The organism is Bradyrhizobium sp. RD5-C2 (assembly GCF_019972155.1).
Classification (GTDB): Bacteria; Pseudomonadota; Alphaproteobacteria; order Rhizobiales; family Xanthobacteraceae; genus Bradyrhizobium.
Genome location: NZ_BOVL01000019.1, coordinates 328,222 through 351,817 on the forward strand (window position 1 = coordinate 328,222; position 23,596 = coordinate 351,817).

Annotated in this window: 22 protein-coding genes and 1 pseudogene; 10 read left to right on the forward strand and 13 right to left on the reverse strand. The window is 64.4% G+C overall.

Annotated elements, in window-relative coordinates; genetic code table 11:
• The first annotated feature begins 34 nt into the window (after positions 1–34).
• From mutM to ggt, 4 genes are read left to right on the forward strand one after another with little or no spacing between them, the layout of a single operon-like run.
• Positions 35–916 carry a bifunctional DNA-formamidopyrimidine glycosylase/DNA-(apurinic or apyrimidinic site) lyase gene (mutM, locus tag BraRD5C2_RS22590; RefSeq protein ID WP_223971570.1) on the forward strand — a complete coding sequence of 294 codons (882 nt, stop codon included), beginning with the start codon at positions 35–37 and terminating at the stop codon, positions 914–916.
• A gap of 1 nt (position 917) precedes the next feature.
• Positions 918–1,154: a GNAT family N-acetyltransferase gene (locus BraRD5C2_RS39540; RefSeq protein ID WP_308444448.1), complete on the forward strand. Its 237-nt coding sequence runs from the start codon at positions 918–920 to the stop codon at positions 1,152–1,154.
• On the forward strand, positions 1,132–1,593 hold the full coding sequence (locus tag BraRD5C2_RS39545) for a GNAT family N-acetyltransferase (protein ID WP_308444449.1): 462 nt from the start codon (positions 1,132–1,134) through the stop codon (positions 1,591–1,593). Before BraRD5C2_RS39540 ends, BraRD5C2_RS39545 begins: the two co-directional genes overlap by 23 nt.
• On the forward strand, positions 1,590–3,269 hold the full coding sequence (gene ggt, locus BraRD5C2_RS22600; protein WP_223972533.1) for a gamma-glutamyltransferase: 1,680 nt from the start codon (positions 1,590–1,592) through the stop codon (positions 3,267–3,269). The genes BraRD5C2_RS39545 and ggt overlap by 4 nt, the downstream gene beginning before the upstream one ends.
• Before the next feature lie 139 nt (positions 3,270–3,408).
• Here the strand turns inward: ggt and BraRD5C2_RS22605 are convergent, their stop codons facing one another.
• Positions 3,409–4,782: a serine protease gene (locus tag BraRD5C2_RS22605; protein ID WP_374708033.1), complete on the reverse strand. Its 1,374-nt coding sequence runs from the start codon at positions 4,780–4,782 to the stop codon at positions 3,409–3,411.
• Between the two features lie 111 nt (positions 4,783–4,893).
• Here BraRD5C2_RS22605 and BraRD5C2_RS22610 point away from each other — a divergent pair, with 111 nt between their 5' ends.
• Positions 4,894–5,694: a HesA/MoeB/ThiF family protein gene (locus BraRD5C2_RS22610; protein ID WP_223971572.1), complete on the forward strand. Its 801-nt coding sequence runs from the start codon at positions 4,894–4,896 to the stop codon at positions 5,692–5,694.
• A 4-nt stretch (positions 5,695–5,698) separates the two neighbouring features.
• Here BraRD5C2_RS22610 and BraRD5C2_RS22615 read toward each other — a convergent pair.
• A pseudogene (locus tag BraRD5C2_RS22615) lies at positions 5,699–6,705 on the reverse strand (aldo/keto reductase).
• 121 nt (positions 6,706–6,826) lie between these two features.
• On the opposite strand from BraRD5C2_RS22615, the gene BraRD5C2_RS22620 reads away from it, so the two are divergent.
• On the forward strand, positions 6,827–7,747 hold the full coding sequence (locus tag BraRD5C2_RS22620) for a LysR family transcriptional regulator (protein ID WP_223971575.1): 921 nt from the start codon (positions 6,827–6,829) through the stop codon (positions 7,745–7,747).
• 259 nt (positions 7,748–8,006) lie between these two features.
• Here the strand turns inward: BraRD5C2_RS22620 and BraRD5C2_RS22625 are convergent, their stop codons facing one another.
• Positions 8,007–9,011: a 2-hydroxyacid dehydrogenase gene (locus BraRD5C2_RS22625; RefSeq protein WP_223971578.1), complete on the reverse strand. Its 1,005-nt coding sequence runs from the start codon at positions 9,009–9,011 to the stop codon at positions 8,007–8,009.
• Positions 9,012–9,369: 358 nt separating this feature from the next.
• Here BraRD5C2_RS22625 and BraRD5C2_RS22630 point away from each other — a divergent pair, with 358 nt between their 5' ends.
• On the forward strand, positions 9,370–9,894 hold the full coding sequence (locus tag BraRD5C2_RS22630) for an SH3 domain-containing protein (protein ID WP_100555005.1): 525 nt from the start codon (positions 9,370–9,372) through the stop codon (positions 9,892–9,894).
• A gap of 72 nt (positions 9,895–9,966) precedes the next feature.
• On the opposite strand, the gene irrA is transcribed toward BraRD5C2_RS22630, so the two are convergent.
• Complete coding sequence (gene irrA / locus BraRD5C2_RS22635; protein ID WP_163156898.1) at positions 9,967–10,458, reverse strand: iron response transcriptional regulator IrrA; 492 nt, start codon at positions 10,456–10,458, stop codon at positions 9,967–9,969.
• 329 nt (positions 10,459–10,787) lie between these two features.
• On the opposite strand from irrA, the gene fabA reads away from it, so the two are divergent.
• From fabA to fabV, 3 genes are all read left to right on the forward strand, one after another.
• Positions 10,788–11,309, forward strand: a complete 522-nt coding sequence (fabA, locus tag BraRD5C2_RS22640; RefSeq protein ID WP_223971579.1) for a 3-hydroxyacyl-[acyl-carrier-protein] dehydratase FabA — start codon at positions 10,788–10,790, stop codon at positions 11,307–11,309.
• Between the two features lie 43 nt (positions 11,310–11,352).
• Positions 11,353–12,576 carry a beta-ketoacyl-ACP synthase I gene (fabB, locus tag BraRD5C2_RS22645; RefSeq protein WP_223971581.1) on the forward strand — a complete coding sequence of 408 codons (1,224 nt, stop codon included), beginning with the start codon at positions 11,353–11,355 and terminating at the stop codon, positions 12,574–12,576.
• Between the two features lie 78 nt (positions 12,577–12,654).
• A complete protein-coding gene (gene fabV / locus BraRD5C2_RS22650) occupies positions 12,655–13,827 on the forward strand; it encodes an enoyl-ACP reductase FabV (RefSeq protein WP_223971583.1) in 1,173 nt (390 codons plus the stop codon).
• Positions 13,828–13,975: 148 nt separating this feature from the next.
• On the opposite strand, the gene BraRD5C2_RS22655 is transcribed toward fabV, so the two are convergent.
• The 9 genes from BraRD5C2_RS22655 to infB form a co-directional block, all read right to left on the reverse strand.
• Positions 13,976–14,572: a glutathione S-transferase family protein gene (locus BraRD5C2_RS22655; protein WP_223971585.1), complete on the reverse strand. Its 597-nt coding sequence runs from the start codon at positions 14,570–14,572 to the stop codon at positions 13,976–13,978.
• A 138-nt stretch (positions 14,573–14,710) separates the two neighbouring features.
• Positions 14,711–15,397 carry a hypothetical protein gene (locus BraRD5C2_RS22660; protein WP_223971587.1) on the reverse strand — a complete coding sequence of 229 codons (687 nt, stop codon included), beginning with the start codon at positions 15,395–15,397 and terminating at the stop codon, positions 14,711–14,713.
• A gap of 224 nt (positions 15,398–15,621) precedes the next feature.
• Positions 15,622–16,071: a GNAT family N-acetyltransferase gene (locus BraRD5C2_RS22665; protein WP_223971589.1), complete on the reverse strand. Its 450-nt coding sequence runs from the start codon at positions 16,069–16,071 to the stop codon at positions 15,622–15,624.
• Between the two features lie 115 nt (positions 16,072–16,186).
• Entirely contained in the window at positions 16,187–16,921 is a 735-nt protein-coding gene (locus tag BraRD5C2_RS22670; protein ID WP_223971590.1) for a superoxide dismutase, read from the reverse strand.
• Positions 16,922–17,132: 211 nt separating this feature from the next.
• On the reverse strand, positions 17,133–19,289 hold the full coding sequence (pnp, locus tag BraRD5C2_RS22675; RefSeq protein WP_223971593.1) for a polyribonucleotide nucleotidyltransferase: 2,157 nt from the start codon (positions 19,287–19,289) through the stop codon (positions 17,133–17,135).
• Between the two features lie 316 nt (positions 19,290–19,605).
• Positions 19,606–19,875, reverse strand: a complete 270-nt coding sequence (gene rpsO / locus BraRD5C2_RS22680; RefSeq protein WP_016844725.1) for a 30S ribosomal protein S15 — start codon at positions 19,873–19,875, stop codon at positions 19,606–19,608.
• A gap of 2 nt (positions 19,876–19,877) precedes the next feature.
• Complete coding sequence (gene truB, locus BraRD5C2_RS22685; protein ID WP_223971595.1) at positions 19,878–20,987, reverse strand: tRNA pseudouridine(55) synthase TruB; 1,110 nt, start codon at positions 20,985–20,987, stop codon at positions 19,878–19,880.
• Positions 20,987–21,397, reverse strand: a complete 411-nt coding sequence (rbfA, locus tag BraRD5C2_RS22690) for a 30S ribosome-binding factor RbfA (RefSeq protein WP_223971598.1) — start codon at positions 21,395–21,397, stop codon at positions 20,987–20,989. Before rbfA ends, truB begins: the two co-directional genes overlap by 1 nt.
• Before the next feature lie 159 nt (positions 21,398–21,556).
• On the reverse strand, positions 21,557–23,596 hold a 2,040-nt coding region (gene infB / locus BraRD5C2_RS22695; protein WP_223971601.1), incomplete at its 5' end, for a translation initiation factor IF-2.

Sequence of the window (23,596 nt, forward strand, 5' to 3'; positions counted from 1 at the left end):
CTATCACGTCACTTCCAAAAGGTGAATGCCTACCATGCCGGAATTACCCGAAGTCGAGACCGTCCGCCGCGGCCTGCAACCGGCCATGGAAGGGTCCAAAATCCTCAAGGCCGAGGCCCGCCGCAAGGATTTGCGGTTTCCGTTTCAAAAAGACTTTATCGCCCGGCTCGAGGGCCAGACCATCACCGGGCTCGGCCGCCGTGCCAAATATCTGATGGCGGACCTGAACTCCGGCGACGTGCTGCTGATGCATCTGGGCATGTCGGGCTCGTTCCGCGTGTTGAAACAGGACGGCGCGGCGGCGCCGGGGAAGTTTCATTATCCGCGCAGCGAGGATCGCGCGCACGATCATGTCGTGTTCCACATGTCGTCGGGCGCGGCGGTCGTGTTCAACGATCCGCGGCGCTTCGGCTATATGAAGATCATCGCCCGCAACGCGATCGAAGATGAACCGCTGTTGAAGGGGCTCGGGCCGGAGCCGCTCGGCAACGAATTCGACGCGGCGATGCTGGCGCGCTCCTGCCACAACAAGAAGACCAGCCTGAAGGCCGCGCTGCTCGATCAGCGCGTGGTGGCGGGACTTGGCAACATCTATGTCTGCGAGGCGCTGTTTCGTTCGCATCTGTCGCCGCGGCGATTGGCCGCGACGCTTGCAACCAAGAAGGCCGAGCCCACCGACCATTCCAAACGTCTGGTCGATGCGATCCATTCGGTGCTCAACCAGGCGATCAAGGCCGGCGGCTCCTCGATCAGCGACCATCGGCTGACCAACGGCGATCTCGGCTATTTCCAGCATTCGTTCCAGGTCTACGACCGCGAAGGCGAGACCTGTCGCACGTCAGGCTGCGGTGGCATCGTCAGACGCTTCACCCAGAACGGCCGCTCCACGTTCTGGTGCCCGAAGTGCCAGAAATAACATGTTCGAGACGCCACGCATCGAGACGCGGCGCCTGATCCTGCGGCCGCTTGCGCTGTCGGATGCCGCGGCGATTCAACGTCATTTCAACAATTGGAACGTGATCAAGACTCTCGCCACGGTGGTGCCGTGGCCCTATCCAGACGACGGCGCTGAAAGCTTCATCAAGCGCGAGCTGGACAAGATCGCGGCCGGGCGAGGAGAGCTATCAATGGGTGCTGGTGCTGCGCGCCGGTGACGGCGAGGCGATCGGCAACATCAATTTCCGGCCGCGCGCCGACGGCCGCAAGGGCAATCGTGGGTTCTGGCTTGCCGAGCCATACTGGAATCAGGGTCTCATGACCGAGGCGATCGCTGCGGTGAATGATTTCGCCTTCCTGACGCTCGGCCTCGATCACTTCCACGTCTGCAACGCGCCGTCCAACGTCGCCTCGCGCCGGGTCAAGCAGAAGACCGGAGCCGAATCGTCGGCTTCGTCGAGCTTCCGCACCACAATGGCGAGTCTCGAGCGGAGAAGTGGAAGGTTACGCGCGAAACCTGGCTGCGCGATCGCCCGGCGACGTGACGCCGTTTGCGAATGCCGCCGTAGGGAAATTCGCGGCGGCTTGACCGCGGATGCGAGGCCGCAGAACATGGGTCCCATCGCTCCATCAACAACGAGAACACAATGGCGATGAACGGCAACTGGCGCGATCGCGCCGCGACAAGCTTTCAGTGCGAGAAACAGCCGGCCACCAGCAGCCGCGGCATGGTGGTGAGCAATCATCCGCTGGCATCGAGCGCCGGCGCCGAGATGCTGGCTGCCGGCGGCAATGCGATCGATGCGGCGATCGCGACCCTGTTCACGCTGACCGTGGTCGAGCCGATGATGGTCGGCATCATCGGCGGCGGCATGGCGCATATCCGCCTCACCGACGGCAGCCATCGCTTCATCGACGGCCAGAGCACGGTGCCGAAGGCGGTGCGGCCGGATACTTACACCTCGAAGCCCGGTTCGGCGCACGATGTGTTCGACACCGTCGGCAACGAGAATTTGAACGGGCCGAAGGCGGTCGCGGTGCCGGGCTCGCTGAAGGCGTGGTGCGAAACGCTGCGCCGTTTCGGCACGATGAGCCTCGCCGACGTGATGCAGCCCGCGATCAAGCATGCCGCGCGCGGCTACGCGGCGACACAGTACTTGCACGAATGCATTACCGACAGCGCCAAGGAGATGCTGAAGGACAAGCCGATTGCGGCGATCTATCTGCCTGGCGGCACTCCGCTGAAGCCGGGCGAGCGCGTGGTGCAGGCCGAATATGCCGAGACGCTGAAATACATCGCCGACCACGGCGACAACGCGCTCTACCAGGGACCGCTCGGCGACATCCTGGTCGACTACATGAAAAAGAACGGCGGCTTCGTCGCGCAAGAGGATCTCGCGGCTTATAAAACCGTCGAGCGGCAGCCGATCCGCTGCGACTACCGCGGCTGGGAAATCCTCGGGCCCCCGCCACCGGCAGCGTCGGGCGTGCACATCACGCAGATGCTGAACATCCTCGAAGGCTACGACCTCACGCGCCTCGGCTTCGGCACGACCGAGACGATCCATTATCTCGCCGAGGTCCTGAAAATCGCCTTTGCCGATCGCGCGGCCGCGAGCGGTGATCCCGCCTATATCAACGTGCCGGTGGAGCGGCTGACCTCGAAGGCCTATGCCGACGAGCGCCGCCGCGCGATCGATCCCGACCGCGCGCAGGCCTGGAGCGCCGGCGTCACCCAGCTTGAAAGCGCGCACACCACGCACATGACGGCAGCGGATGCGATGGGCAATGTGGTCGCGACCACCCAGACCATCAACAATCTGTTCGGGGCCAAGATCCTAATCCCGGGCCTCGGCACTGTGCCCAACAATTACATGAACCTGTTCGATCCGCGGCCGGGGCACGCGCTGTCGCTCGCCGCAGGCAAGCGCGTCACCACCTCGATGTCGCCGATGATGGCGCTGCGCGACGGCAAACTCGTTTACGCGCTCGGCCTGCCCGGCGGAAAGCGCATCTTCCCGAGCGCGATGCAGGCGCTGATCAACCTGATCGATCACGGCATGGACCTGCAAGAGGCGGTCGAGGCCCCACGGGTCTGGACCGAGGGCAATGCGCTCGAGGTCGAGCGGGCGGTCCCGGAGACCATCCGCGCGGCGCTGTCAGCGAAAGGCCACAAGGTGCAGGTCGTGCCGACGGTCGCCGGCGGCATGAACGCGATCCAGTTCCACGCCGACGGCACCATGTTAGGCGCGGCCTGCTGGCGCGCCGACGGCACGCCGGTCGGCATCGCCGGCGGTCTCGCCCGTGCAGGCGTGCGGTTTGCGTTGGAGTAAGGCCGACAAAGCTGCATCCTCATCCACAATTGTCATCGCCCGGCTCGACCGGGCGATCCAGTACGCCGCGGCTTCTCGGCTCTATCGTAACTGTCTCCGGAATACTGGATCGCCCGCCTTCGCGGGCGATGACAGCATCCTACTTCCTGACGCAGATCACGCGGACCACAGCGGCCTTGGCGTCCGCCGATTCGCCCGTCGCGTCGACGCCGTGCGCCTTCAGGAAGCTCCGCACCGTGCCGGCCGGCACCAGCGCGGCCTGCGCCGGCGGTGCGGCGTTGGCCGGGCCTGCAACGATGACCGGCTTCAGCACCGCGATGCCGGCAAATTTGCCGCCGCCGTCGAGTGCCGCCGCACCGGAGAATCCGATCGCGGGCGGCGGCGACAGCGCCTGATCGCCGCCGCCGAGTTGCGCAACCGAGGCCTTGACGCTGCTCGCGGCCGCGCCGCCACCCTGGTTCTGCGGATCGGCGATGCCGGTGATGTCGAGCGCGGTCTGCGTTGCCTGGCCTGCGATGTTGAGCGGCTTCAGCCCGCGCGCGCCGTAGATGCGCAGCAAGGCGAGATCGTGCTCCTTGTCCGCGGCGACCCGGTCGGCACTGCCGTAGCCCGGGATCGTCAGCGCGATGCAGTCGTCAGTCGCCACGCGATCGGTGATGACAGCGCCATCGTCGCTGACCACGACGCCGGTGGCATATTCGACGGTCTTGCGCGGCGGCGGCCCGGCCTGCACGCCGGACGGAAATGCGTTGAAGGCGCTCGACATCGCGATCACCACCGGCTCGACGGTGGTCTGCATCGCCTGATCATAGAGAATGGTGAGGATGCGGACCTCGTCGCCCTTCAAGGTGCCGCGTAGATAAAATTTCTTCAGCCCCTGCATGCCCGACAGCACGAAGAAATCCGGCTTCACCACGGTGTAGTCGATGGTGCGGCCGGCCGGCTCCTTCTTTTCCTGCTCGGCGAGCTTCGCGGTGGTCGGGCTCGCTTCCTTGCGCCGGGTCAGCAGCACCTGGACGGTGCCGGTCGGTGAGGTCCATTTGGCGCCCGAGGCATCGCTGGTGAGTTGCGGCAGCAGCTTGGTGGGAACGCCGAGCCGCGCGCCGGTGGCAGGCTCGGTGACGACCCTCCAGCCGACGCTCTCCTGCTTGCGCCGCGCAGTGTCGGCGAGCACGCCGCGCTCCTGCGGGTTCAGCACGCCGGTCGGCTTGCCGCCGCGGTTCTTCTGGAATTCCTTGATCGCATTGACCATGCGCTCGCTGACGTCGCCTGTGATCGCGCCGTTATATTCGCCGACCCAGGCGAGGTCGGATTGCAGCGCCAGCCGCTCGGCCTGCGCCATGGCATTGGCGGTATCCTCCGGCTTCTGCAAAGCGGGGCGGACCGGCACCGTCGTCACCGTCTTCGGCTTGGCCCCGGCGGTCGTCGGCGGCGTCAATTGGGCGCGCGCAGCGCCCATACCTGCGACCATCATGGCCGTGACCATCAATGTTGCCGAATGCACCAATCTCATGACAAATCCGGGGGAAATGACTGACACCATTGACGTCCACGCAATTAAGCACATCTGCTTGGTCGGCAACAACCGCGCTCCGGTTCAGGGAACAGCGCGCAGGACATCAAGATGCTGAGTGCCGACGAACTCGAACGCTATGCCCGCCACATCGTGCTGCGCGAGGTGGGCGGCCCCGGCCAGAATGCGTTGAAAAAGGCGTCGGTGCTGGTGATCGGCGCCGGCGGCCTTGGCGCGCCGGTGCTGATGTATCTGGCCGCCGCCGGCGTCGGCCGGCTCGGCGTGATCGATGACGATATCGTCTCGCTCTCCAATTTGCAGCGCCAGATCATCCATACGACGTCCGACATCGGCCAGCGCAAGGTCGACAGCGCGGCGGCGCAGATCCACGCGCTCAACCCGCATGTGGCGTTCGAGGCGCATCCAATGCGGCTCACGGCCGACAATGCGATGGCGCTGATCGGAAATTACGATCTCGTGCTCGACGGCTCCGATAATTTCGAAACCCGCTATCTCGTCGCCGATGCCTGCTTCCTCGCGAAGCGGCCGCTGATCACCGCGGCGCTCGGGCAGTTCGACGGTTCGCTGACCACGATCCGCGCCCATGAGAAGAATGCGGATGGCGTGTTCAACCCGACCTATCGCTGCCTGTTTCCGGAGGCGCCGCCGCCGGGCACGGTGCCGGCCTGCGCCGAGGCCGGCGTGATGGGGGCGCTCGCCGGCCTCATGGGGTCGATGATGGCGCTGGAGGCGATCCGCGAGATCGTCGGCTTCGGCGAGGGCCTGGTCGGCCGTCTCCTGATGGTGGATGCGCGCGCGATGCGGTTCGAAACCCTGCGCTACGCGCGCGATCCGCAGAACCCGCTCAATGGTGATGCACCTTTCATCACCGATCTGAGCGGGCATCGGTAGATCGTCAGGACGCAGTCGCGGGCTTCTCGCTGTCCATGTGCCGAAGGTGCTCCTCCGGATAGCGTCCGCCGGCGGCCGCGCCAGGCGGAAATGCTTCGGCCAGTGCGGCGAGATGCGCCGCGGTCAATCTCACATCGAGCGCGCCGAGCGCTTCAGTGAGCCGCTCGCGCCGCCGCGCGCCGACCAGCGGCACGATGTCCTTGCCCTGCGCCGCGACCAGGCGATCGCGACCTGCGCCGGCGAGGCGCCGATCTCGGCGGCGATGCCGCGCAGCCGATCGGCGAGCGCAAGGTTGGTGTCGATGTTGCCGGCCTGGAAGCGCGGGCTCATCAGGCGGAAATCTTTTTCGCCTGCCTCGTTCTTCGACCAGTGCCCGCTGATCAGCCCGCGTGCCAGCACGCCATAGGCGGTGACGCCGATGCCGAGCTCGCGGCAGGTCTTCAGGATGTCGGTCTCGATGCCGCGCGAGATCAGCGAATACTCGATCTGCAGATCGGCGATCGGATGCGCCTTGTGGGCGCGGCGGATGGTGTCGGAGCCGACCTCGGACAGGCCGATATGCCTGATCCAGCCGGCCTTGATCATGTCGGCCATCGCGCCGACCGTGTCCTCGATCGGCACGTTGGGGTCGAGCCGCGCCGGGCGATAGATATCGATGTGATCGACGCCGAGCCGCTGCAGCGAATAGGCGACGAAATTCTTCACGGCATTGGGCCGGCAGTCATAGCCGAGGAAGCCGTAGTTGCGATCGCGCAGCGCGCCGAACTTGACGCTGATCATGAGATTGTCGCGGCTGCGGCCCTTCAGCGCCTCGCCGATCAGCATCTCGTTGTGGCCCATGCCGTAGAAGTCGCCGGTGTCGAGCAGCGTGATGCCGGCCTCGAGCGCGGCATGTATGGTGGCGATGCTCTCGCTGCGGTCGCTCGGACCGTAGAAGTCGGACATGCCCATGCAGCCGAGGCCGATCAGCGAAACCGTCGGGCCGGTGGAACCGAGTTTGCGTGCGTCCATGGTGGTGTTCCCAAGATGTTGCGACGGATGATCCGCCGCCGAATGACGCGGCTGATATGGGCCGGTTTGGCTTTTGGGATAAGCTGGACAATCCCGAATGGGTTGTTCACTATATCGAACAATGCAGGATTTCGACCTTCGCGACCTCGACGCCTTCGTGGCGGTGGCGCGCACGCGCAACTTCCGGCGGGCGGCGCTGGAGAGCCGCGTCTCGGTATCGAGCCTCAGCCAGCGCCTGCGCGACATGGAGGAGCGGCTCGGCGTCCGCCTGATGAATCGCACCACCCGCAGCGTCGCGCTGACCGAAGCAGGCGAACTGCTGCTCGCCCGCGTCGCGCCGGCAATGGTCAACGTCGCCGACGCGATCACAGAGGTGCGCGGCCTGCGCGCCGAGCCGTCGGGGCGCCTGCGCATCAACGCGCCGCCGCCCGCGGTCGATCTGGTGCTGGCGCCGATGATCGCACCGTTCCTCGCCCGATATCCGCAAGTCGAGCTCGACGTGGTCGCCGAGAGTGCGTTCGTCGACGTCGTCGCGCAGGGCTTCGACGCCGGCGTGCGCTATGGCGAGCACCTGGCGCAGGACATGATTGCCGTCCAGCTCGGCGCGGCGCAGCGTTACGCGGTAGTGGCGTCACGCGACTATGTCGCGAAGCATGGCCGGCCGACGCATCCGAAGGATCTGCTGGCGCATGCCTGCATCCGCAGCCGCTTCAGCAACGGCGTGATGTTCGACTGGGAGTTCGAAAAGAGCGGCCGCGTGGTGAAGATTTCGCCGCCGGCCAAGCTGACTGCGACCTATCTCGGCCTCGCGCTGCGCGCGGTGCATGACGGTGTCGGTTACTGGGCGACGTTCGAGGGCTATGTCCGCTACGGCATCAAATCCGGCGCGCTGGTCAGCGTGCTCGACGACTGGTGTCCGCCGTTCGACGGGCCGTTCCTGTACTATCCGAGCCGCCGCCAGCCGCCCCCGGCGCTCGCCGCGTTCGTGTCGTTCGTCACCGACTGGCGCAAGCAGGCGCGGCGGAAGACGAAGTCGAGCTAGACCCACATCGTCGTCCCGGCGAAGGCCGGGACCCATAACCACAGCTCTCACAATGACGACGGCTGGAGCTCCAGCTCAGTCCAACCATTAACTTCGGTGGTTATGGGTCCCTGCGTTCGCAGGGACGACACCGAATGCGTGATTGCAGCATGCGCCGCCGGCCGCACCGGCTACTTTGCATGGGGTTGTTTTCGATATTTTGGGACCTAGAACCACATCGTCGTCCCGGCTTTCGCAGGGACGACACCGAGTGTTGGTCTTACAACATGCTCGGCAGCACGCGATCCGGCGGTTTGTGGGCGTCGAGGAAGGTTCGGATGTTGATGATCACCTTCTCGCCCATCTCGACGCGGCCCTCGATGGTGGCCGAGCCCATATGCGGCAGCAGCGTCACCTTGCCGGCCCTGGCGAGCCGCACCAGCTTCGGGTTCACCGCGGGCTCGTGCTCATAGACGTCCAAGCCTGCGCCGCCGACATCGCCGGCTTCGATCAGCTTGATCAGGGTGTCCTCGTCGATCACCTCGCCGCGCGCGGTGTTGACGATATAGGCCTCTTTCCGGATCAGCTTGAGCCGTCGTGCCGAGAGCAGATGATAAGTCGCAGGCGTGTGCGGGCAGTTCACCGAGATGATGTCCATCCGCGCCAGCATCTGGTCGAGGCTTTCCCAATAGGTCGCGCCCAATTCATCGGCGATCATGGGCGCGACCGGCCGGCGGTTGTGATAGTGGATCTGCAGGCCGAAGGCGCGGGCGCGGCGCGCCACGGCCTGGCCGATACGGCCCATGCCGATGATGCCGAGCCTTTTTCCGCCGATGCGGTGGCCCAGCATCCAGGTCGGCGACCAGCCGGCCCAGTGCTGCTTGCCTTCGGTCAGGATCGAGGCGCCCTCGATCAGCCGGCGCGGCACGGCCAGGATCAGCGCCATGGTCATGTCGGCGGTGTCCTCGGTCAGCACCTTCGGCGTATTGGTCACCGTGATGCCGCGAGCATGGGCGGCGGTGACGTCGATATTGTCGACGCCGTTGCCGAAATTGGCGATCAGCTTCAGCTTGCAGTCGGGCTGATTGATCACGTCCTCGCGGATCATGTCGGTCACGGTCGGCACCAGCACGTCGGCGGTCCTCGCCGCTTCGGCGATCTGTTCCGGCGTCATCGGCGTGTCGTCGAGATTCAGTCTGGCATCGAACAGCTCGCGCATCCGGGTCTCGATCGAGTCCGGCAGCTTGCGGGTGACGACGACGAGAGGCTTTTTCTTCACCGACATGTCCTGCTTTCATGAGGCGCGCGGCCCGTCAAAAACCGAGCCGTTGAGGCCTCATTAACCCGGTTGTTCGACACTGCTGATAGCCGCGCTGTCCCGGCGTTTCCTTCGCGTTTCCTAGGGTTCCCCGATACTTGCCCTGACTTTCGTCAGGGGAAATTCGGGTGTTCTGGCTCTCAGGCGTTCCGTCCTCTCTAGCAGAAGGCCGGGCCAAGACAAGAACCCCTCGGATCGATGCGGGCAGGGACCGAAGTGCACCGGCGCCGGGGCCTTCGGGCACGGGTTTAGGCTTGGGTTTGAATTTGGGTTTGGGTTGCAGCTCGCCGAATGCGGGTTGGCCATCTCGGCAGGAGACGAGTTGATGGTCTGGCGTTTGGGTTCATTGGTGGCTCTGGTCGGGAGCATGCTGAGTGCGTCGGTCATGCCCGGACATACTGCCAAGGATTTGAGCCCCACCACCAGCGGCCTGCCGATTCCGCGCTATGTCAGCCTGAAATCCGATCACGTGAACGTCCGGGGCGGCCCGACCAAGGACAATGACGTCGCCTGGGTCTACACACGGTCGGGGCTGCCGGTCGAGATCACCGCCGAGTTCGAGAACTGGCGCCGGGTCCGCGATTCCGAGGGCGCCGAAGGCTGGGTCTATCACTCCCTGCTGTCCGGCCGCCGCACCGCGGTCGTCACGATGAAGAACAAGGACGATCTGGCCTCGCTGTACGATCGTCCCGACGCCACCAGCGCCATCGCCGCGCGCCTGCAGGCCGGCGTCGTCGCGCAGGTCAAGAAATGCGCCAATAACTGGTGCCGGGTCACCGGCAACGGGTTCGACGGCTGGATCGAGCAGCAACGCCTGTGGGGCGTCTACGCCGACGAGAAGGTGGACTGAGTTTCTTCGTCCCAAATGAAAATGGCCGGGACGAGCCCGGCCATCACAACTCAAATCGACGTCAAGGCGGGATCAGCGCTTCTTGCGCAGCCGCACGACCATGTCGACGCGGGAAATCTCGTAGCCATCAGGCACGTTGGGCATCTTCGACAGCACGAGGTTCGGGTCGGGAATGTCGACCAGCTCGTGATTGTGCTCGAGATAGAAGTGGTGATGCGTCGACACGTTGGTGTCGAAATAGGTCTTGGTGCCGTCGACGCTGACCTGGCGCAGCAGGCCGGCATCGGTCAGCTGGTTGAGCGTGTTGTAGACGGTCGCCAGCGACACCGGAACCTTGGCCAGTGTGGCTTCCTCGTACAGCATTTCAGCGGTCAGGTGGCGGGCACCCTTGCCGAACAGCAGCCAGCCCAGCGCCATGCGCTGGCGGGTCGGCCGGAGACCGGCAGACTGCAGCATCTCGTTGACGTCATGCCACGGGCAGCCGGTCAGGGCAGGGTGATGCCCAGCGCCCCGGGCAGCCGGGTGCACGGCGTCATCATTCACGGCCGGTACTTCGTCGTTCATATCCACTCTATGCACCCAACTCAGGCAATATTCCTCATAAATATAAAAAGGATGCCCATCAGATGCAAGTTTTTCGCAACTAGAACGAATCCAAGCTGCGGTAGAAACCTAAGGAGAAGCGGTAATTTATCATTGGAATGCCGCTTTGCCGCCCAGTTAGCCCTATGTTAGAGAGCGCGCGGACCACATATGCGCTTTCGGCAGAGATAACAGGCCGGTAGCGTACCCAGGTAGCGCCAAGATGCGGGACGGGTTATTCCGGTTCCCGTGGGTAGATTAAGGTCCGACCAAGCAAAGCGCTTCATTGGGACATCAGAGGTGGAAAGAGGATGCTGGATCGGCGCGGCGGTTACGAATACGAGGATTTGCTGGCTTGCGGACGGGGCGAGCTCTTTGGTCCCGGCAACGCCCAGTTGCCGCTGCCACCGATGCTGATGTTCGATCGCATCAGTGAGATCTCGCAAACCGGCGGCGAGTACGGCAAGGGGCTGGTGCGCGCCGAGCTCGACGTGAAGCCGGATCTCTGGTTCTTCGGCTGCCATTTCAAGAACGATCCGGTGATGCCGGGCTGTCTCGGCCTCGATGCCATGTGGCAAATGGTCGGCTTTTACCTTGGCTGGAGTGGTGGCGAAGGTCGCGGCCGCGCGCTCGGCCTCGGCGAGCTGAAGTTCTCCGGACAGGTGCTGCCGCACGCGCGCAAGGTTGTGTACAACATCGATATCAAGCGTGTGATGCGGTCAAAGCTCGTGCTTGGAATTGCCGACGGGTGGCTTTCCATGGACGACGAGATTATTTATCGCGCCAAGGACTTGAAGGTCGGATTGTTCAAGCAGGGCACGTCGCCATCTTGAGCAGGATCATCATGCGGCAACATAAAGGCAGGGCGAGGCGAACATGAGGCGGGTTGTCATCACGGGGATGGGAATTGTCTCGTCCATCGGTAACAACACCCAGGAAGTGCTTGCGAGCCTCTACGAGGCCAAGTCGGGCATTTCGCGTGCGGAGAAGGCTGCTGAGCTCGGCTTCCGTTCGCAGGTGCACGGCGCGCCGACACTCAATCCCGCCGAGGTGATCGATCGCCGCGCGATGCGGTTCCTTGCCGAAGGCGCTGCCTGGAATCACGTCGCCATGGAGCAGGCGATCCGCGACTCCGGCCTCGAGGAGAACGAAGTCTCCAACATCCGCACCGGCATCATCATGGGATCCGGCGGACCGTCGACGCGCACGCTGGTGGAGGCCGCCGACATCGCGCGCGCCAAGGGCCCGAAACGGGTTGGCCCGTTCGCCGTGCCGAAGGGAATGTCTTCGACCGCGTCGGCGACGCTCGCGACCTGGTTCAAGATCAAGGGCGTGAACTACTCGATCTCTTCGGCTTGCGCGACGTCGAACCATTGCATCGGCAATGCCTACGAGACGATCCAGATCGGCAAGCAGGACATCATCTTCGCCGGCGGCTGCGAGGAACTCGACTGGACGCTGTCGGTGCTGTTCGACGCCATGGGCGCCATGTCGTCGAAGTACAACGACACGCCGGCGACCGCCTCGCGTCCCTACGACATCAGCCGCGACGGTTTCGTGATCGCCGGTGGCGCAGGTGTCGTGGTGCTCGAAGAGCTCGAGCATGCCAAGGCGCGCGGCGCCAGAATTTATGGTGAGGTCGTCGGCTACGGCGCGACCTCGGACGGGTACGACATGGTGGCGCCGTCGGGCGAGGGCGCCGAGCGCTGCATGCGCATGGCGATGTCGACGGTCGACACGCCGGTCGATTACATCAATCCGCACGCCACCTCGACGCCGGCCGGCGATCCGCCGGAGATCGAGGCGATCCGCAAGGTGTTCGGCACCGGCGACAAGTGCCCACCGATCTCGGCGACCAAGGCGCTGACCGGCCACTCGCTCGGCGCCACCGGCGTGCAGGAGGCGATCTACTCGCTGCTGATGCTGAACAACGGCTTCATCTGCGAAAGCGCGCATATCACCGAGCTCGATCCGGTGTTCGCCGACATGCCGATCGTGCGCAAGCGCGTCGACAACGCCAAGCTCACGACCGTGTTGTCGAACTCGTTCGGCTTCGGCGGTACCAACGCCACGCTGGTGTTCAGGCGGCTTGATGCCTGATTTCGCCTCTCCTCGCTTGCTGAGGGAGGTCCGCAGGCAGCGAATGGGGATATTGCAACGATCCGGAATGGGGTGGGAATGATTATTGAACCGCGCGTGCGAGGCTTCATCTGCACGACGGCACATCCCGTCGGCTGCGCGACGAATGTCCGCGAACAGATCGCTTACGTTCTCAAGCAGGGCCCGGTCGCCGACTGCCCGAAACGCGTTGCCGTGCTGGGCTGCTCGACGGGCTACGGCCTCGCGAGCCGCATCGTCGCGACCTTCGCAGGCGGCGCGGATACGATCGGCGTGTCGCTGGAGCGCGAGCCTTCGGAGAAAAGAAGCGCCAGCGCCGGCTGGTACAACAACCGCGCCTTCGAGATCGAGGCACAGAAGATCGGACGCTCGCCGCTCACGCTGGAGGGCGACGCCTTCTCCGACGAGATGAAGAAAGACTTCATCGAGCGTGTGCGCGAAAAGTTCGGACAGCTCGATTTGCTGGTCTACAGCATGGCGGCGCCGGTCCGCACCGATCCGGACACCGGGAAGACCTATCGCTCGGTCATCAAGCCGCTCGGCACCCCCGTCGAGATCAAGACGCTCGACACCGAGACCGGCGAGGTATTCCAGACCACCCTTGAGCCTGCGAACGAGGAGCAAACCGCGGCCACGGTCGCGGTGATGGGCGGCGATGACTGGAAACGCTGGATCGACCAGCTCGCCGATGCCGGCGTGCTGGCGCCGGGCTTCCGGACCCTCAACTACACCTATATCGGCAGCGAGCTGACCTGGCCGATCTACTGGAACGGCACGCTTGGCCGCGCCAAGGTCGACCTCGACAGCAAGGCGGAAGCGATCCGCGGCCGGCTCGGTGCGGACGCCGCCCGCGTCGTCGCGCTGAAGGCCGTGGTCACCCAGGCGAGCTCGGCCATTCCGGTGGTGCCGCTCTATGGCACGGTGCTGTTCAAGGTGATGAAGCAGCTCGGGCTCCATGAGGGCTGCATCGAGCAGATCGATCGCCTGTTCCGGACGAAGCTCGGCAAGGATGTCGCGCTCGACGATGCGCAGCGCATCCGGGTCGACGACTGGGAGCTTTCGTCCGACGTGCAGGCGGAAGTGTCGCGGCGCTGGCCGCTACTCACCACCGAGACGCTCGGCGAGCTGGCGGACCTCGGCGAATACAAGAGCCAGTTCCTCCGCCTGTTCGGCTTCGGCATCGATGGCGTCGACTATACGCAGGACGTCGATCCCCGCGTCGTCCCAGGTTAGGCCGTTCGAAGTTCGTTACTTCGTAGCCCGGATGAAGCGAAGCGAAATCCGGGGTCTTCCTCCGCTGAAGGACTTTCCCGGATTGCGCGGAGCCTGTCATCGAGCGCGCGTTCGCGCCACCCGTTGGCTGCATCCGGGCTACATCGCGCTACCCCGCCGCGATCTTCTCCGCGCGCTGGAATGCGGGCCGCGCCACGCAGCGGTCGATATAGGCCTCGAATGACGGCCGCGGCGGCACCATCTTGAACACGCGCACTGCGAAATTAAGTCCCGCGCCGATCGCGATGTCGGCGGCGGAGAACTGATCGCCGAGGATCCACGGCCCCTTCTGCAACTCGGCATCGAGCACGTCGAACACCTGTGCCGCGCTGCCCCACGCCGCGGTGCTGGTCGGCACTTCGAGCTTGGTGAAGAGCTGGATCAGCGCGGGCTCGATGCAGCTCGGCGAGAAGAACAGCCACTGCAGATAGCGTGCGCGCTGCGGATCGTTGGTGGCTGGCGCGAGCTTGGTCTCGGGATAGCGGTCGGCGATATAGGCGCAGATCGCGGCGGCCTCGGCGAGCCTGATATCGCCGTCGGTCAACGCCGGCACCTTGCCCATCGGGTTGATCTTGAGGAACTCCGGCGACTTCTGCGCGCCGGTGCTGATGTCGGTCAGCACCCGTTCGTAAGCCAGGCCGGATTCTTCCAGCAGCCAGATGGCGGAGAACGAGCGCGAGCGCGGCGACCAGTACAGCTTGATCATGGTGCGGTCCCTTTCTTCGGGGCAGGCGAACAGCGCCTGTTACATCGCGCGTCTGCATCCTGGTGGCAACGTACCATGGCTGCGGCAAACTCACCTGCGAAGGGTGGTTCGGCTCGTTGGCCTCGTCCGCGAGCCGATCTATTGGTCCTTCAGATAGTCCGGCAGCGCCTGGTCCAGCTGTTCCGCAACGAGCCCGCGGGCCTTCTCGCGAAGCGTCGCGCTGGAGGCAGCGGCCTCGGGAGGAGTGGGAAAGTCTGAATTGTCGAGATGCTTCAGCGGATTTTCCGTCATTTTCATGCTTTCGGAAAATCTGTTGCGCATATCCACCAATGTGCGGTCGATCCTCGCGTAGCTCCTGCCGTCGAGCAGCGTCAGCGCGACGTTGGCGAACACATGTGAGTGCCTGAGCATCGAGCCGAGGCCCTGATTGTAGGTGCCGATGCCGTGCAGATCGAGGTTGGTATTCTGCGGGCGCAATCTGAACTTGGTCACGACGAGGTAGCGTTCGCAGGTGGCATTCGACGTGAAGCCTTGAACGATCGCGGGCAGGTCCTCGCTCGGATCCGGCAGCAGATGTGGCTTCGGATGGTAGAATGGGTCGAACGCGTTTCTAGGATAGCCGATCCTGCGCACCGCGGGGTCATTGCCGGTTGCCGCGCGAACCCGCGCGAAGACGAGATCGTCCAGCGCCCAGTCGACCTGAACATCGGTGCCTTCGTACTCGAACGGGGTCACGCCGAATTTCTGTACGGCGAATTGATTTCCGAGCACCGAGATGACGCCGAGCCGGCACGGCCCGGTCTCGGCAGCAACGGACGGCTTCATGGCCGGCTTGGCCTTCGGCGCGGTCTTCTTCGCAGCGGACTTGATGGGCGCGGAAGGTGCGGGCGATGTCGAGGGAGACTGAGCCCATACCGCCGCGCCCAAGCATGACATGAGGACGGCAGCGACCGCGAAACGACGGATCATAATCGACTAACGAAAGGTTTATGGAATAGTTCAGCCTCACTAGAACGTGCAGGCGGTCTCCGCAAGGCGGATGATCGCGCTCATCGTTTCGTCCACCGGTAGTGCTTCATCATGAAGCCGATCGGACTGATCTCTTCCTTCTCGAAAACAAAGCCTTCGCGCTCGTACCAGCGCCAGGCCTTCTCGTTCTCGCGGACGCATCTCAGCTGAATCTCGTCGGGCAATTGCGTGCGGGCGAAGGCGAGCAGCTCGCGCCCGAGGCTCTTGCCCTGATGGCTGGGCGCAACCATCAACTGGTCAAGCACCAGGGTCGGCGGGTGCAGCGCCAGCATCGCGGCGAGGGTGCCGTGGTCGTCGGCGACGAACAGACGCCAACCATTGTCGATCTCGCGGCGCAGCCGCGCGCGCAGGTCGCTCAACAGGGCGTCGCTCCGCGGCGTGAGTCCAGTCGAGGTCCAGCTGTCCATCCAGAGGTGCGCGATCGCATCATATTCTTCGGGTCGACCACGGCGGATTGTCGGCTGCGTCATCATGGTTGCTCCGGCGGCACGGCCAAAGATGTCCAGACAAGAGAAAGCCCCGCGAGCGTCCCGCGGGGCATTCAAATCTAGCGCAACCGCTCGCGGTCAGCGAGCCTTGCCCGGCTCACACGCGGAGCGTACCGGCCTTGGCGGCGGCATAACGCTCGGCCACGGCCTTCCAGTTCACCGTACTCCACCACGCCTTGAGATAGTCCGGCCGTCGGTTCTGATAGGTCAGGTAATAGGCGTGCTCCCAGACGTCGTTGCCGAGCAGCGCGCGTTTACCGTCCATGATCGGATTGTCCTGGTTCGGCCGCGTCTCGATCGCGAGCTTGCCGTCCCTGGTCACGGTGACGAACACCCAGCCAGAGCCGAACACGCGTCCGCCGGCGGCGTTGAAATCGGTCTGCAATTTCTCCAAGCCGCCGAGGTCGCGGTCGATCGCGGCGAGCACTTCGCCATCGGGCTTGCCGCCGTTCGGTCCCATGATCTGCCAGAACATCGTGTGGTTGGCGTGGCCGCCCATGTTGTTGCGCACGCCGGTGCGGATCGCGTCCGGCACGTTGCCGAGATTGGCGAGCACCTCGGTGACCGGCTTCTCCGCGATCTGCGGATTGTCCTTGGCGAAATTGTTGAGGTTGGTGACATAGGCCTGGTGATGCCGGTCGTGATGGATCTCCATCGTCTTGGCGTCGATATGCGGCTCCAGCGCATTGGTGGGATAGGTCAGCGGATCGATCTTGAACGGTCCGGCTGGGGCCTGCGCCGCGGCCTGGGCGAGCACAAATCGTGGCGCCGCCGCGACCGCGGCAGCCGTGGTTGCCGCAAGCACGAGATGGCGTCGGGATATGGGTGACATCGGTTTCCTCCTGACCTGAAGCTCTGGTGTCGCTTTCGACAGAGCATAGCGAGATACGTGCAAGCCACCCTATGCCGTTTCGAACACGGTCATTGTGACGCTGCGTCGCAATCCCGCATTGCCTCGGCAGGGTACCGAGCGCGTTCAAGCATCGCACCAAACAAAAAGGGCGGCCTTTCGGCCGCCCTTCGTTGTTTCATTCCAAACAGGCTTACTCGCCGGCCGCTTCGCGCGGGGCTGGCGCGTCGGTCTTCTGCTTGGCCTCGAGGTCCTCGCCGGTCTCCTGGTCGACCGCCTTCATCGACAGGCGGGTCTTGCCGCGATCGTCGAAGCCGAGCAGCTTGACCTTGACCTTGTCGCCTTCCTTGACGACGTCGGAGGTCTTCTGCACGCGGCTGGCTGCGAGCTGGCTGATGTGGACCAGGCCGTCCTTGGCGCCGAAGAAGTTCACGAACGCGCCGAACTCCATCACCTTGACGACGGTGCCCTCGTAGATCTGGCCGATCTCCGGATCGGAGGCGATCGACTTGATCCACTTGATTGCGGCCTTCATCGCCTCGCCATCGTTGGAGGCAACCTTCACGGTGCCGTCGTCCTCGATGTTGACCTTGGCGCCGGTCTTCTCGACGATCTCGCGGATCACCTTGCCGCCGGTGCCGATCACTTCGCGGATCTTGTCGGTGGCGATCTTGAAGGTCTCGATGCGCGGCGCGTATTCGCCGAGCTCGGCGCGCGCCGCGGTCAGGGCCTTGGACATCTCACCCAGGATGTGGATGCGTCCTTCCTTGGCCTGGCCGAGCGCCACCTTCATGATCTCTTCGGTGATGCCCTCGATCTTGATGTCCATCTGGAGCGAGGTGATGCCCTGGTCGGTGCCGGCGACCTTGAAGTCCATGTCGCCGAGATGATCCTCGTCACCGAGGATGTCTGACAGCACCGCGAAGCGCTGACCTTCGAGGATCAGGCCCATGGCGATACCGGCGGTCGGCCGCTTCAGCGGCACGCCGGCATCCATCAGCGACAGCGAGGCGCCGCAGACCGAGGCCATTGAGGACGAGCCGTTCGACTCGGTGATTTCGGAGACCACGCGGATCGTGTACGGGAACTCGTGGTGCGGCGGCAGCACCGGGTGGATCGCGCGCCAGGCGAGCTTGCCGTGGCCGATCTCGCGGCGCTTGGTGCCGCCGAGGCGGCCGGTCTCACCGACCGAGTAGGGCGGGAAGTTGTAGTGCAGCAGGAACGTTTCCTTGTACGTCCCCGACAGCGCGTCGATGTACTGCTCGTCCTCGCCGGTGCCGAGCGTGGTGACCACCATCGCCTGGGTCTCACCGCGGGTGAACAGCGCCGAGCCGTGGGCGCGCGGCAGCACGCCGGCTTCGGCGATGATGTTGCGCACGGTCTTGGCGTCACGGCCGTCGATGCGCTTGCCGGTGTCGAGGATGTTCCAGCGAACGATCTTGGCTTCCAGTTCCTTGAACACGCCGGCGACGCGGAGCTTGTCGTATTTCGGCTCCTGGCCTTCCGGGAAGAAGTGCGCGAGCACCTTTTCCTTGACGGCGCCGACCGCGGCATAGCGTTCCTGCTTGACCGGGATCGCGTAGGCCTTGCGCAGCTCCTGCTCGGCGATGCCGAGCATCTCCTTCTCGATCTCCGAATTGTCGATCGTGGTGACTTCGCGCGGCTCCTTGGCGGCCTTCTCGGCGAGCTCGATGATCGCGTTGATGACCGGCTGGAAGTGGCGGTGGCCGAACATGACCGCGCCGAGCATCACGTCTTCGTTGAGCTCCTTGGCTTCCGATTCCACCATCAGCACGGCGTCGGCGGTGCCGGCGACGACGAGGTCGAGCTGGGTTTCGGCCATCTCGTCGAGCGTCGGGTTGAGGATGAACTCGTCATTGGCGAAGCCGACGCGCGCGGCGCCGATCGGGCCCTTGAACGGCGCGCCCGACAGCGTCAGGGCGGCGGAGGCGGCGACCAGCGACACGATGTCCGGATCGTTCTCCATGTCGTGCGACAGGACGGTGACGATCACCTGGGTCTCGTTGCGCCAGCCGTCGACGAACAGCGGACGGATCGGGCGGTCGATCAGGCGGGAGACCAGGGTCTCCTTCTCGGTCGGACGGCCCTCGCGCTTGAAATAGCCGCCGGGAATGCGGCCTGCGGCGTAGGTCTTCTCCTGGTAGTCGACGGTGAGCGGCAGGAAGTCGACGCCTTCGCGCGGCGACTTCGCGGCGACGACGGTGGCGAGCACCACGGTCTCGCCGTAGGTGGCCAGCACGGCGCCGTCGGCCTGGCGGGCGATCTTGCCGGTTTCAAGTTTGAGGGGACGTCCACCCCAGTCGATCTCGACGGAATGCGAATTGAACATTTCGGTTTTCTTTCATGGTTTCACGAAAGCACGGCGCCCTGAAACACAAAGACCATGCCAAGACGGCGAGACACTGATGCGCTGCTGCGGTCAGCATCCGGCGATCCTGCCATGGTCCCTGGATTTCGGATGGCGTCCATCCTTTCGGTCATCTGGGCATCTTGCCCGGTCCAGCGGCCGGATTGCTGCTGGACGCTAGTGTGCATGGCGCGATGGCCATGCTGTTGCGCATGATCATCTTTCGACAATTCGAAAGCCCGATTTCACGGACGACCATACGAAAACGCGCGCGAACCTCGCGCGCGTGCTTCTCAAATCAACGACGGATGTTGTGCTTCTCGAGCAGCGCCTTGTAGCGCGCCTCGTCCTTGCGCTTGATGTAGTCAAGCAGGGAGCGACGCGTCGACACGAGCTTCAGGAGGCCGCGGCGTGAATGGTTGTCCTTCACATGGCTCTTGAAGTGCTCGGTGAGGTTATTGATGCGTTCCGACAGGATCGCGACCTGAACCTCGGGCGAGCCGGTGTCGCCGGCCTTGTTGGCATTCGTCTTGATGACTTCCGCTTTGCGTTCGGCGGTAATCGACATCGTCAGTTACTTTCATCGTTGCGAGCCGGACTGGCAGTCAGTCCGTTCAGGTTGAACACGCGCTTGGGGATGAGTTCGCCATTGCCAATCTCGGCAAGCGCGAGAAGCCGGCCTGCCACCGTGACATAAACTGTGCCGCTGGTATTGGGCGCATCCCGTCCGCGCAACAAAACGGCCTGGCCCCGGTGGAGCCTTGCCGCATCAGCCCGTGTGACGGCCAGTGCCGGGATGTCGTCCAGCGCGGTCTCAACGGGCAAAAGCGCGTCGGCGAGGCTGCCCTCGCCAGACGCGGCTCTATTGCATAAAGCCTCCAACTGTTCCAGCGGAATCATGTCCCGCTCGGTAAACGGACCGACCAGGGTCCGCCGCAGGGCGCAGATATGGCCGAAACAGCCCAGAATCCGGCCCATATCGCGGGCCAGGGCCCGGACATAGGTTCCCTTGCCGCACTCGGCCTCGAACACGGATTGTCCGTTATCACCATGTTCGACAAGGGTTAATTCGTGAATCTCGACCGGGCGGGGCTTCAGTTCCACGGTTTCGCCGTCGCGCGCCAGATCATAGGCCCGCTCACCCTGCACCTTGATGGCCGAATATTGCGGCGGGATCTGCTCGATCACCCCGGTGAAGCGCGGCAGCAATTCTCGGATCGAATCGGCGGTCGGCCGGCTCTCGCTGGTCCTGACCGCCCGTCCCTCGGTGTCGTCGGTGTCGCGTTCCTCGCCCCAGCTGACCGTGAAGCGGTAGCGCTTGCGGCCGTCCATCACGAACGGCACCGTCTTGGTGGCTTCGCCGAGCGCGATCGGCAGACCGCCGGAGGCGAGCGGATCGAGCGTGCCGGCATGGCCGGCGCGCTTGGCCTGGAACAGGCGCTTGAGCACGGCGACGGCCTGCGTCGAGGTCATCCCGATCGGCTTGTCGAGCACCACCCAGCCATGGACGTCGCGCTTGTCGCGGCGCGGCTGCTGGTTCTGCCTGCCGTGCTTCTGGCGCGGGTCGTTGTTGGTGCGGCGCGCATCGTCGGTGCGCGGCCCGGCAAAGGCATCCCGCTCAGCGTCGCGCGCGTCGGCATCCTTCGCGTCGATCACGCTGTTGGTCGTCATCACAGTCATCACTCGTCGTCCGAATCGGGTGCAAGGTCTCGCTGCACCGCAGGTGTCTGCAGTAGTTTTTCGATGCGCTCCGCCTCGTCGAACCGCTCATCGACGCGGAAGCGAATGTCGGGTGCAAATTTCAGGTTGACGCGATGCGCGATCTCGCCGCGAAGGAACTTCTTGTTGCGCTCGAGTGCGGCGATCACCGCATCGGTGTCGCGTCCGCCGAGCGGCATCACGTAGACCGTGGCGAGCTTCAGATCCGGCGACATACGCACCTCGGGAACGGTGATGATGTGGCCTTCCAGATCGGGATCGTGAACCTGACCCTGTGACAGAATCTCGGCAACTGCATGGCGAACCGTTTCGCCGACCCGCAGCTGACGTTGCGATCCGCCGGGGCTGGAACTCTTCTTTTGACGAGGCATGACCTTCTTCCAAAACCGTCGCGCCCGCCGGCTTTGGCCGCGGGCATCAATGTCCTAGCTTTGCTTTCAATCGGACGATGCGCTGGTGGCCGGACTAAAGTCCGGCCACGTCGTCGCATTTTCAGTTAAATGGACCCAGGCTCTTCGTAAGATTTGGACTTACAGAGAGCGCTGGATCGTCTCGATGCGGTAACATTCGATCACGTCGCCGACACGCATGTCGCCGTAGTTCTCGAATGCCATGCCACATTCCTGGCCGGAGACCACTTCCTTCACTTCATCCTTGAAGCGCTTCAGTGTCGACAGCTTGCCTTCGTGCACCACGACGTTGTCGCGGATCAGGCGAACATTGGCGCCGCGTTCCACGGTGCCGTCGGTGACGCGGCAACCCGCGACCTTGCCGACCTTGGAAATGTTGAACACTTCCAGGATCTGCGCGTTGCCCAGCATGGTTTCGCGCAACGTGGGCGCGAGCAGGCCGGACATCGCCTTTTTGATGTCATCCACGAGATCGTAGATGATGTTGTAGTAGCGGATCTCGATGCCGTTGCGCTTGGCTGCGGCCGCGGCTTCCTTGTTGGCTCGGACCGAGAAGCCGATGATCGCGGCGTTGAAGCCTTCCGCCAGCGTGACGTCGGACTCCGAGATGCCGCCGACGCCGGCATGCAGGATGCGTGCGGCGACTTCGTCGGTGCCGAGCTTCTCGAGCGAGCCCAGGATCGCTTCCAGCGAGCCCTGCACGTCGGCCTTGACGATCAGCGGGAACTCCTTGCGGCCCGCGGTCTTGAGCTGCGACATCATCTGCTCGAGCGAGCCGCGCATGCCGGAGATCGAGGCAGCCGCGTTTTCGCGCTTCTGGTGCGCGCGGTAGCTCGTGACCTGGCGGGCGCGGGCTTCGTTCTCGACGACGGCGAGACGGTCGCCGGCTTCCGGCGGACCGTTGAAGCCGAGCACCTCGACCGGCACGGACGGGCCGGCCTCGTCGAGATTCTCGCCCTGGTCGGAGATCAAGGCGCGGACGCGGCCCATCTCGGCGCCGGCCACGATGATGTCGCCGATCCGCAGCGTGCCGCGCTGCACCAGCACGGTCGCAACCGGACCGCGGCCACGATCAAGCTTGGCTTCGATCACGGTGCCTTCCGCCGGACGCTGCGAATTGGTCTTCAGGTCGAGGATTTCGGCCTGCAGCGCGATCATCTCGAGCAACCGGTCGAGATTGGTCTTGTTCTTGGCCGAGACCTCGACGTCGACGACGTCGCCGCCGAGCGATTCGACCTGCACCTCGTATTGCAGCAATTCGGTACGCACGCGCTCCGGCCGTGCATCGGGCTTGTCGATCTTGTTGATCGCCACGATCATCGGCACCTTGGCCGCCTTAGCGTGGTTGATCGCTTCGATCGTCTGCGGCATCACGCCGTCATCGGCCGCAACCACCAGCACGACGATGTCGGTGACCTTGGCGCCGCGGGCGCGCATCGCGGTAAACGCGGCGTGGCCGGGCGTGTCGATGAAGGTGATCTTCTTGCCGCTTTCCGGCGAAGTCACCTGATAGGCACCGATGTGCTGGGTGATACCGCCGGCTTCGCCCGACACCACGTTGGCGTGGCGCAGCGCGTCCAGCAGCGAGGTCTTGCCGTGGTCGACGTGACCCATGACGGTGACCACGGGCGAACGCGGCTCGGTATCGGTGGAATCGTCGACGACGTCGAACAGGCCTTCCTCAACGTCGGACGCGGCGACGCGCTTGACGCTATGGCCGAGTTCTTCGGCGATCAGTTGCGCCGTGTCGGCGTCGATCACGTCGGTGATCTTGTGCATCGCGCCCTGCTTCATCAGCATGCGGATGACGTCGACCGCGCGCTCCGACATGCGGTTCGCGAGTTCCTGGATCGTGATCGCTTCCGGAATGACGACTTCGCGGATCAGCTTTTCCTTCTGCTCGTTCGCGGCGTGACCCTTCAGGCGCTGGGTACGGCGGCGGAACGAGGCGATCGAGCGCTCGCGGACGTCGTCGGCGGTGAGCGCTGTGACGACCGTGAGGCGTCCGCGTTGCTTCTGCGGGCCGGGCTTCTGGGTGGTCTTCGGGGCCGCGACGGGACGCACGGCGCCACCGGGGCGGCGCACCAGGCGCGGACCTTCGTCTTCGTCCGCCTCTGCAGCGACTCCCGGAGGCCTCGGCGCGATGATCGGCGGGGGCGC

Excerpts from the sequence above, each read along its gene's own strand:
- pnp (WP_223971593.1), bottom strand. The coding sequence starts at position 19,289 with ATGTTCAATTCGCATTCCGTCGAGATCGACTGGGGTGGACGTCCCCTC.
- fabA (WP_223971579.1), top strand. The coding sequence starts at position 10,788 with ATGCTGGATCGGCGCGGCGGTTACGAATACGAGGATTTGCTGGCTTGC.
- BraRD5C2_RS22625 (WP_223971578.1), bottom strand. The coding sequence starts at position 9,011 with ATGTCGGTGAAGAAAAAGCCTCTCGTCGTCGTCACCCGCAAGCTGCCG.
- BraRD5C2_RS22620 (WP_223971575.1), top strand. The coding sequence starts at position 6,827 with ATGCAGGATTTCGACCTTCGCGACCTCGACGCCTTCGTGGCGGTGGCG.
- fabB (WP_223971581.1), top strand. The coding sequence starts at position 11,353 with ATGAGGCGGGTTGTCATCACGGGGATGGGAATTGTCTCGTCCATCGGT.
- BraRD5C2_RS22670 (WP_223971590.1), bottom strand. The coding sequence starts at position 16,921 with ATGTCACCCATATCCCGACGCCATCTCGTGCTTGCGGCAACCACGGCT.
- rpsO (WP_016844725.1), bottom strand. The coding sequence starts at position 19,875 with ATGTCGATTACCGCCGAACGCAAAGCGGAAGTCATCAAGACGAATGCC.
- mutM (WP_223971570.1), top strand. The coding sequence starts at position 35 with ATGCCGGAATTACCCGAAGTCGAGACCGTCCGCCGCGGCCTGCAACCG.
- BraRD5C2_RS22605 (WP_374708033.1), bottom strand. The coding sequence starts at position 4,782 with ATGAGATTGGTGCATTCGGCAACATTGATGGTCACGGCCATGATGGTC.
- BraRD5C2_RS22630 (WP_100555005.1), top strand. The coding sequence starts at position 9,370 with ATGGTCTGGCGTTTGGGTTCATTGGTGGCTCTGGTCGGGAGCATGCTG.
- truB (WP_223971595.1), bottom strand. The coding sequence starts at position 20,987 with ATGACTGTGATGACGACCAACAGCGTGATCGACGCGAAGGATGCCGAC.
- ggt (WP_223972533.1), top strand. The coding sequence starts at position 1,590 with ATGAACGGCAACTGGCGCGATCGCGCCGCGACAAGCTTTCAGTGCGAG.
- rbfA (WP_223971598.1), bottom strand. The coding sequence starts at position 21,397 with ATGCCTCGTCAAAAGAAGAGTTCCAGCCCCGGCGGATCGCAACGTCAG.
- BraRD5C2_RS22665 (WP_223971589.1), bottom strand. The coding sequence starts at position 16,071 with ATGACGCAGCCGACAATCCGCCGTGGTCGACCCGAAGAATATGATGCG.
- BraRD5C2_RS22655 (WP_223971585.1), bottom strand. The coding sequence starts at position 14,572 with ATGATCAAGCTGTACTGGTCGCCGCGCTCGCGCTCGTTCTCCGCCATC.
- BraRD5C2_RS22610 (WP_223971572.1), top strand. The coding sequence starts at position 4,894 with ATGCTGAGTGCCGACGAACTCGAACGCTATGCCCGCCACATCGTGCTG.
- BraRD5C2_RS39540 (WP_308444448.1), top strand. The coding sequence starts at position 918 with ATGTTCGAGACGCCACGCATCGAGACGCGGCGCCTGATCCTGCGGCCG.
- BraRD5C2_RS22660 (WP_223971587.1), bottom strand. The coding sequence starts at position 15,397 with ATGAAGCCGTCCGTTGCTGCCGAGACCGGGCCGTGCCGGCTCGGCGTC.
- fabV (WP_223971583.1), top strand. The coding sequence starts at position 12,655 with ATGATTATTGAACCGCGCGTGCGAGGCTTCATCTGCACGACGGCACAT.
- irrA (WP_163156898.1), bottom strand. The coding sequence starts at position 10,458 with ATGAACGACGAAGTACCGGCCGTGAATGATGACGCCGTGCACCCGGCT.